Below are 7,067 nucleotides of genomic sequence, written 5' to 3' on the forward strand. Positions count from 1 at the left end.
AAGCTGATCGACGAATTGAACGACCGACTCGGCTATTCCAAAGCCGCCGCCGAATGAATCAGGCCGGGGCGGAGGTTGAGAAGGCGGAGCAGCGCGCGAAGGCGGACGGCTTTCGCGTCGTCATGGAGAATCCGCCGGACGAGCCGACGCAGATTATCCTGCTCAGCGGATTGGCGAGCTTCAACGAATCGCGCATCGGTCCCGATCCGGTGCGCGATCCGCGCAATCATATCTGCGTGGTGGCGCGCGACGCGGAAGGGCGCGTGCGCGGCGGCCTGCAGGGCGTGATCGTGGGCGCCTGGCTGGCGATGGATCTGGTCTGGGTCGAGGACGGCTTTCGCCGCAATGGGCTTGGTTCGCGCCTGCTCGCCGAGGCTGAGGCCGAGGCGCTGCGGCGCGGCTGCAAATGGGCCATCCTCGCCACATTCGATTATCAGGCGCCGGGCTTCTATTCCCGCCGCGGCTATGTCGAATATGCCCGGATGGAGGATTTCCCCTGGGGCTCGACGCGCTTCCAGCTCAAGAAGACGCTGGCGTGAGCGGGGGCGAATCGAACGAGGCGCATCCTCCGCGCGGCGACCGCGCCAGGCTTCGTCATTTTCTCTCGCGCGCGACCAGCGCGGCGATCCGAGGCCCGATCCGCACGATTCGCGAGCCGGTCCGCAATTTCCTGCTGAAATTTGTCAAAGGCTATCGCGTCGAGATCGAATCCGCCGCGATTCTCCCGGTCATCGCCTATGAAGGCCGCTTGCCGGAGCCTCGAACGCGATGCGTCGTCTATGGCGAGGCGATCGTGCATGTGCGCGGCCATCCGCTGAGCCGGAATTCCAGTACGCCAGAAAGCGTCCATTACGTCGACCACGACGTCACGGCCCCGAGTCTCGTGCTGGAGCATCCAGAGCCGCATTTCTGGTTTTCCCGCTCGGGCTTGCTGATTTCGTCAGAAGGGAAGATCTGGCCGCATTCCTTCTCGGGGCATTTCAAGCCCGACATGGTGCGGACCGTTAAATCCGTCAGCGTTTCGAATGGGCCTAACGGCGAGAAGCGACGGCTCTTCCACCCATCGCTGGTGAAGGCGGCCCCGCGTGTCGAGGAGCCGTCTCTGCTGATCGGCCTGGGGGAATCGCCGAATTTCGGGCATTTCATGCTCGATTCCGCGCCTTTGATCCATCTCGCCGCGCAGATCGGCGCGCCGATGCTGTCCTGGCCGCTGAAGAGCTGGCAGCGCGACCTGTGCGCCCGATTGGGCGTGCGGGAGGGCCAGATCCGCGAATTGCCCGCCCGGACGCACCTGTTGCGCCATCCGGTGGTGAGCAATCGCCTGGCGGGCCTCGGCGCCTATATCGCCCATCCGCGCAGCCGGGACGCCTTTGCAACCATTCTCGCGAACACGCCGATCGAACGGCACGGCGCGCTTCCTCGGCGTTTCTATCTCATGCGCGGGGTTCGCCACGGGCGCGCGCTGCGAAATCGCGCGGAACTGGCCGCCGCGCTTGCGGCCCGCGGCGTCACGGCCGTGCAGCCGGAATTGCTAAGTATTGAAGAACAGATCGCGCTTTTCGCGCGCGCCGAGCTGATCGTCGCCGAATTCGGCGCGGCCCTGGCCAATGTGGTGTTCTGCTCGCCGCGGGCGAAAATCGTGGAGATCATCTGCGAAGGCCAGACGGACCCGTGGTCGTCCCATCTATGCGGCATGCTCGGCCTGGACCATGTCGTCCAGTTCCAGCAGCTTTCCCGGGAAGAGCTGCTGGCCGGCGCGATCCGGCACGACCGCCCGGACCAGTTCGCCTATACGGCGGATGTGGCCGCCATCTGCGCGGCGGTCGTTCAATTGGGCTAAGGCCCTTTGCGAACGGTTTTGGGGCCGCCCAGAGGCCCTTTGGCTTGCGGGCGGCCCGGTGCGTGGAAGACCTCAGCCAACAGCCTTTTCAAGCTGGGCTTCGACATATTCCCAGTTCACCAGATTCTGCAGCACGGTCTTGATGAAGTCGGGACGGCGGTTGCGATAGTCGATGTAATAGGCGTGTTCCCACACGTCGACGGTCAGGATCGGCGTCGCGCCGTGGATCAGCGGGTTTTCGGCATTGGGAGTCTTGGAAACGGCGACCTTGCCGTCCTTGACCGCCAGCCAGGCCCAGCCCGAGCCGAACTGCGTCACGCCGGCGTTGGCCAGTTCTTCGAGCGCCTTGTCGACCGAGCCGAACGTCTCGACCAGCGCCTTTTCGACCTTGCCGGGAACCTTGCCGCCGCCAGCCGGCTTCAAATATTTCCAGAATTCGGCATGGTTGTAGATCTGGGCGACATTGTTGAACACGGCCGGATTCTTGCCATGCGAGCCGGTGATGACCTGCTCGATGGGCAGGCCTTCCCATTCCGTGCCCTTGATGAGATTGTTGGCGTTGTTGACATAGGCCGCGTGGTGCTTGTCGTGATGAAACTCCAGCGTTTCCGCGGACATATGCGGCGCCAGCGCATCATGGGCATAGGGAAGGGGATCTAGTACGAAGGACATTGAACTCTCCTGAGGAATGTCGCGCGCCGGCCTATGGCGGCGCGGCCGCCCGCGAGGGGCGGCGCCAAGGTAGAAAGAACGTCTCCTTGACGCAAGGATGCAAAAGCGGCGATTGGGCCCAAATGATGGAATCAAATTTAAGCAATTTGCTTTTAAATAGGGATACAGGGGCTATCGTTCCCCGAACTTTGTCTCGCGGAGAAAGGTCTTTTCCAGCGTGAAAGCAGATCGGACGGTTATTCTCTTTGGCGCTGTGCTCGCTCTTGTCGGGCTGGTCGTCGCCTGGAACGGATACGGCTATGTTCAACTCGAACGCGGCTGGACCCTGGTCATTTCGGGCACGATCGGCTTTTGCTCCGGCCTGATCCTGATCGCCCTCGGGCTCGTCCTGAATGCTTTGGAGGCCATTTCCGCCTCGGCGGCGAAATCGGCCCTGTTCCTGGCCAAGGCTCGCAGCGTTGGCGCGCCGGCGGCTGAGGCCGCTGAGCCGTCGCGCCCGACCGTTCTGGCGCAGCCCGAGCCGGTGGCAGAGCCGGAAGAGGCCTACGAGCCGGACGCGTTCGAAAACGTCGAGGAGGAGCGCCCGCCTTTCACCGGTCCGGGCTATGCCGCGCCCTGGGAACAGGCCGCGCATCCGGCAAAAGCCGTCGAGCCGGAACAGGACAAGGGCGCGGCGCCGCGTCCGCCGTTCTGGATGACGCGCACGACCTCCTATGTTTCGACCTTCGGCGCGGCGAAAGTCGCCGACGCGGTCGAGCCCAAGCCAGAGCCAGAGCCGGAGCCAGAGCCGGCGAGGACGCCCGACGCGGAAGACGACTGGCTGGAAAAGGCGATCGCGCAGGAGGCCTTTCACGAGGCCGAGCCCAAACCGGAACCCGAACTCGAGGCCGAGCATAAAGCCGAGCCCCAGCCCGCGCCTATGGCCGATGAATGGCGCGACGAGCGCGAGCATTCGGTTTTCGCGGAGGAGGCGCCGGCGGAAATCCCGCCGGCTCAGGCGATCTCCATCGAAGAAGAGCTGGCCGAATCCCTCCGCCTCGAAGCGGCGCGTCTGGCCGAGGAGGCCGAGCCGGCCCCGTCAGGCGAAAGCGAAACGCGGGAGCCGTCGACCTTGGCGCAGGAGCCTACGGCCCTGCACGAGACCGACCACGTCTACGACGTTCCGGTCGAACACGCGCCCTGGCTCAGGGCGGAGATCCGGCCGGCGCCGGAACCCGAACCGGAGCCCGAGCCCGAACCTGTGGCCGCCGTCGAACCCGAGCCCCAACCGGAGCCGGAGCCCGTCAAGGCCTCGGAGTCCGCGCCGCGTTCCGACATCATCGGCAGCTATGAGGCGCATGGCACGCATTATACCATGTATGCGGATGGTTCGATCGACGCCGAAACCGCGCATGGCGTCTATCGCTTCGCCTCGATGGAGGAATTGAAGCGCTTCATCGAAAGATCGTGAGCGCGCCGGCTCACGCCTCCGGCGCTCGATCATTTCATTGTTTCCATGAAACAATGAAATGATCGAGCGTTTTGATTTGACGCGTATTCGCTTCGCGGACCTACGGTTCTTAACGCGGATCGGGTCGGCTTCGCTCGAAACGCTATGGGCCGACGGCGGCCACCGCGAAAGCCTGGCGCAGGGCCGCTTCTTCCAGTTCCTCGTAGCGGCCCGCCGCGCCGCCATGGCCGGCGCCCATATTGGTCTTGAGCAGGATCGGGCCGCCGCCGGTCATGCGCGCGCGCAAGGCTTGCGCCCATTTCGCCGGCTCCCAATAAGTCACGCGCGGATCGGTCAGCCCGGCTTCGATCAGCATGGGCGGATAGGTCTGGGCCCGCACATTGTCATAGGGCGAATAGGACAGCATCAGCCGGAAGGCGTCCGCGCTCTCGATGGGATTGCCCCATTCATGCCATTCCGGCGGCGTCAGCGGCAGGCTGGCGTCGCAGATCGTGTTGACCACATCGACGAAGGGCACTTCGGCGATGATCCCGCCGAACAGCTCCGGCGCGAGATTGGCGACCGCGCCCATCAGCATCCCGCCGGCGCTGCCGCCTTCCGCGACGATCAGTCCGGGCGCCGTCAGGCCCGCAGCGCAGAGATGCTGGGCGCACGCGATGAAATCGGAAAATGTGTTCGGCTTGTGCGCCAATTTGCCCGCCTCATACCAGCGCGAGCCTTTTTCCGTTCCGCCGCGCACATGGGCGATGGCGTAGAGGAAGCCGCGGTCGATCAGGCTGAAGCGCGTTTCGTCGAAGGAATCCGGCAAGGCCGAGCCATAGGCGCCATAGCCGTAGAGCAGGACCGGGCCCGGCCCCGGCTTGCGGTCGCGGCGCCAGACCATCGAGATCGGAACGCGCTCGCCATCCGGCGCGATTGCGAAATCCAGCTTTGACTCATAGGCGGCGGGGTCGTGGCCGCTCGGAACCTTCTGCCGCTTCAGCAAGACGCGCGTCCGCGCGGCGAAATCGTAATCGTAGATTTCCTCCGGCTCGGTCAGCGAGGAATAGGAAAAGCGCAGGATCGGGCGTTCGAAATCGAAATTGTTCTTCAGCCGCAAGTGGTGGCAGGGCGCCTCGAAGCGTAAGTCCTGGTCCTCGCCATCGCGGCTTTTCGCCCGCAGGCGCGGCTGGCAGTCCTCGCGCTCCAGCCAGACCAGCCAATCCGCGAAGACCGTCGCATTGAAGATCATGCGGCCGGGACGATGCGGGACCTCCTCGCGCCATTCCGCCTGTTCGAAGCGATCGAGCGGCGCGCTGACCAGCTTGAAATCAAAGGCGTCGTCGGCGTTGGTGCGCATGTAGAGCAGGTCGAGCCCCGGTTCGATGTCGTAGCGAAGGCCCTCGCGGCGCGGCAGCACGAGGCGGGGTGGCCGTTCCGGATCGGTGAGATCGACCAGCCAGCATTCCGAGCAATCGTGATCGCTGATCTTGATGATGGCGAAGCGCCGCGACCGCGAACCGCGCAGATGAACGAACCAGGCCGGATCGGTCTCCGACAGGATCAAAAGGTCGGTTGCGGGATCGGCGCCGATCCGGTGCAGATAGACTTGCGCGGAGCGAAAATCCCCGTCCATGCGCGTATAGAGAAAGCCGCGTGAATCCTGGGTCCAGACGATCGTCCCGTCGCTTTGTTCGACGCGATCGGCGCCGTCGGCGCCTGTGGTGAGATCGCGACACACGATCCGATGCAATTCATTGCCGCGTTCGTCGCAGCTATAGGCCAGCAGGCGATGATCGGGCGAATGGACCGCGTCGCCGAGGCTGAAGAAATCCTTGCCCTCGGCCAATCGGTCGCCGTCGAGCAGGATCTGTTCGGCGCCGCCTGCGGCCGGCGTGCGGCAGACCAGCTCATGCTGCCCTTCCGCAAGGTAGCGTCGGTAATAAAGCCAATCACCGTCGCGCGCCGGCGGATCGGCGTCGGTTTCGTCAATCCGCCCCTGCATTTCCGCGTCGATCGTCTCGGCGAGCTGTTCGACATCGGCGAGCACGGCGTCGGCATAAGCGTTTTCGGATTCAAGCAACGCGCGAATGTCCTGCGGCAGCGCGGCGGGATCCTGGATCGCCTCGCGCCAGTTCTCGGCGCGGATCCAGGCGTAATCGTCGACGCGCTCGACGCCATGGGCGGCGAGGCGAATCGGGCGGCGCGCCGCGCGTGGCGGAACGAGGGAGCGGGCGCGGGCGAAAGGCGGCATGAGCGGCTGGTCTCTGGCGAGGGCGGGATTCTAGACGGGCGCCACTATTCCCCGCGTGGCGCGTTTCGCCAAGCACGGATCGTTCGCGGCGGGGGTTAAACGTCTCGCGTCGATACAACCTCTTGATTGAAAAGATGGTTTTCACATACCGGGCGATCGGGGAGAAGAATTCGGCCTTTTCCTGTCCTTGCTGCGCTGCATATACCGCGCCTTTATTTGGCGCTTTCTGGAGACTTTCTGTTAAGGCGCGGGCAAGAAAATCAACTATGCGAATAAATGCGGCGCTCATCGTTCTTTGGATATTGCAAACCAAAACTATGTGCCTTATTTAGAAGATTAAGGAGTGAATGACTTGCTCCTGACAGCGTATTCGCCTCGGCATCCGTCGCGGCGGCGTTGGTTTGAGAAATGAATCGAATCGCCCCAAGGAAAGCCTCGAAGCCATGAGCGACGCGGGTTCGCAAAATTACATTGAGCTGGCTGCGGATATCGTTTCCGCCTATGTCAGCAATAATTCCGTCCCGGCTTCTGACCTTCCGGGGCTGATCAACGACGTCCACGCAGCTCTTCTGCGCGTGACGAGCGGCGTCGCGCCCACGGTAACCGAAGCGCCTAAGCCTGCGGTGCCGATCAAGAAGTCCATCACCAACGACTACATCGTCTGTCTGGAGGATGGAAAACAGTTCAAATCGCTGAAGCGGCACTTGCGCACGCAATATAATATGTCGCCGGAAGACTATCGCGAGAAATGGGGTCTCGGTCCCGATTATCCGATGGTCGCGCCCAATTACGCCAAGGCGCGCTCCCATCTCGCCAAGCAGATGGGTCTTGGCCAGCAGCGTCGTCGCGCTCGCAAATAATCGCGTCGCGCC

General features: G+C 63.5%; 6 protein-coding genes. 4 read left to right on the top strand and 2 right to left on the bottom strand.

Features of this window, described 5'->3' with window-relative positions; all coding sequences use genetic code 11:
* Nucleotides 1-53 precede the first annotated feature (53 nt).
* A complete protein-coding gene (locus tag ACE3S9_RS11980) occupies nucleotides 54-539 on the top strand; it encodes a GNAT family N-acetyltransferase (RefSeq protein ID WP_374546690.1) in 486 nt (161 codons plus the stop codon).
* Nucleotides 536-1,840: a DUF563 domain-containing protein gene (locus ACE3S9_RS11985; protein WP_374546691.1), complete on the top strand. Its 1,305-nt coding sequence runs from the start codon at nucleotides 536-538 to the stop codon at nucleotides 1,838-1,840. The genes ACE3S9_RS11980 and ACE3S9_RS11985 overlap by 4 nt, the downstream gene beginning before the upstream one ends.
* A gap of 72 nt (nucleotides 1,841-1,912) precedes the next feature.
* On the opposite strand, the gene ACE3S9_RS11990 is transcribed toward ACE3S9_RS11985, so the two are convergent.
* The gene (locus ACE3S9_RS11990; RefSeq protein ID WP_374546692.1) at nucleotides 1,913-2,512 is read right to left on the bottom strand and encodes a superoxide dismutase; all 600 of its coding nucleotides are present in this window, start codon (nucleotides 2,510-2,512) and stop codon (nucleotides 1,913-1,915) included.
* Nucleotides 2,513-2,765: 253 nt separating this feature from the next.
* On the opposite strand from ACE3S9_RS11990, the gene ACE3S9_RS11995 reads away from it, so the two are divergent.
* Entirely contained in the window at nucleotides 2,766-3,962 is a 1,197-nt protein-coding gene (locus ACE3S9_RS11995; RefSeq protein ID WP_374546693.1) for a hypothetical protein, read from the top strand.
* A gap of 142 nt (nucleotides 3,963-4,104) precedes the next feature.
* Here ACE3S9_RS11995 and ACE3S9_RS12000 read toward each other — a convergent pair whose 3' ends face one another.
* Nucleotides 4,105-6,195: a S9 family peptidase gene (locus tag ACE3S9_RS12000; protein WP_374546694.1), complete on the bottom strand. Its 2,091-nt coding sequence runs from the start codon at nucleotides 6,193-6,195 to the stop codon at nucleotides 4,105-4,107.
* A 443-nt stretch (nucleotides 6,196-6,638) separates the two neighbouring features.
* Here ACE3S9_RS12000 and ACE3S9_RS12005 point away from each other — a divergent pair, with 443 nt between their 5' ends.
* Nucleotides 6,639-7,055 carry a MucR family transcriptional regulator gene (locus tag ACE3S9_RS12005; protein ID WP_374546695.1) on the top strand — a complete coding sequence of 139 codons (417 nt, stop codon included), beginning with the start codon at nucleotides 6,639-6,641 and terminating at the stop codon, nucleotides 7,053-7,055.
* Nucleotides 7,056-7,067: the final 12 nt, after the last annotated feature.

It is taken from the genome of Rhodoblastus sp., from assembly GCF_041915505.1.
In the GTDB taxonomy this organism is placed as follows: Bacteria; Pseudomonadota; Alphaproteobacteria; order Rhizobiales; family Beijerinckiaceae; genus Rhodoblastus.

Excerpts from the sequence above, each read along its gene's own strand:
- ACE3S9_RS11980 (WP_374546690.1), top strand. The coding sequence starts at position 54 with ATGAATCAGGCCGGGGCGGAGGTTGAGAAGGCGGAGCAGCGCGCGAAG.
- ACE3S9_RS11990 (WP_374546692.1), bottom strand. The coding sequence starts at position 2,512 with ATGTCCTTCGTACTAGATCCCCTTCCCTATGCCCATGATGCGCTGGCG.
- ACE3S9_RS12000 (WP_374546694.1), bottom strand. The coding sequence starts at position 6,195 with ATGCCGCCTTTCGCCCGCGCCCGCTCCCTCGTTCCGCCACGCGCGGCG.
- ACE3S9_RS12005 (WP_374546695.1), top strand. The coding sequence starts at position 6,639 with ATGAGCGACGCGGGTTCGCAAAATTACATTGAGCTGGCTGCGGATATC.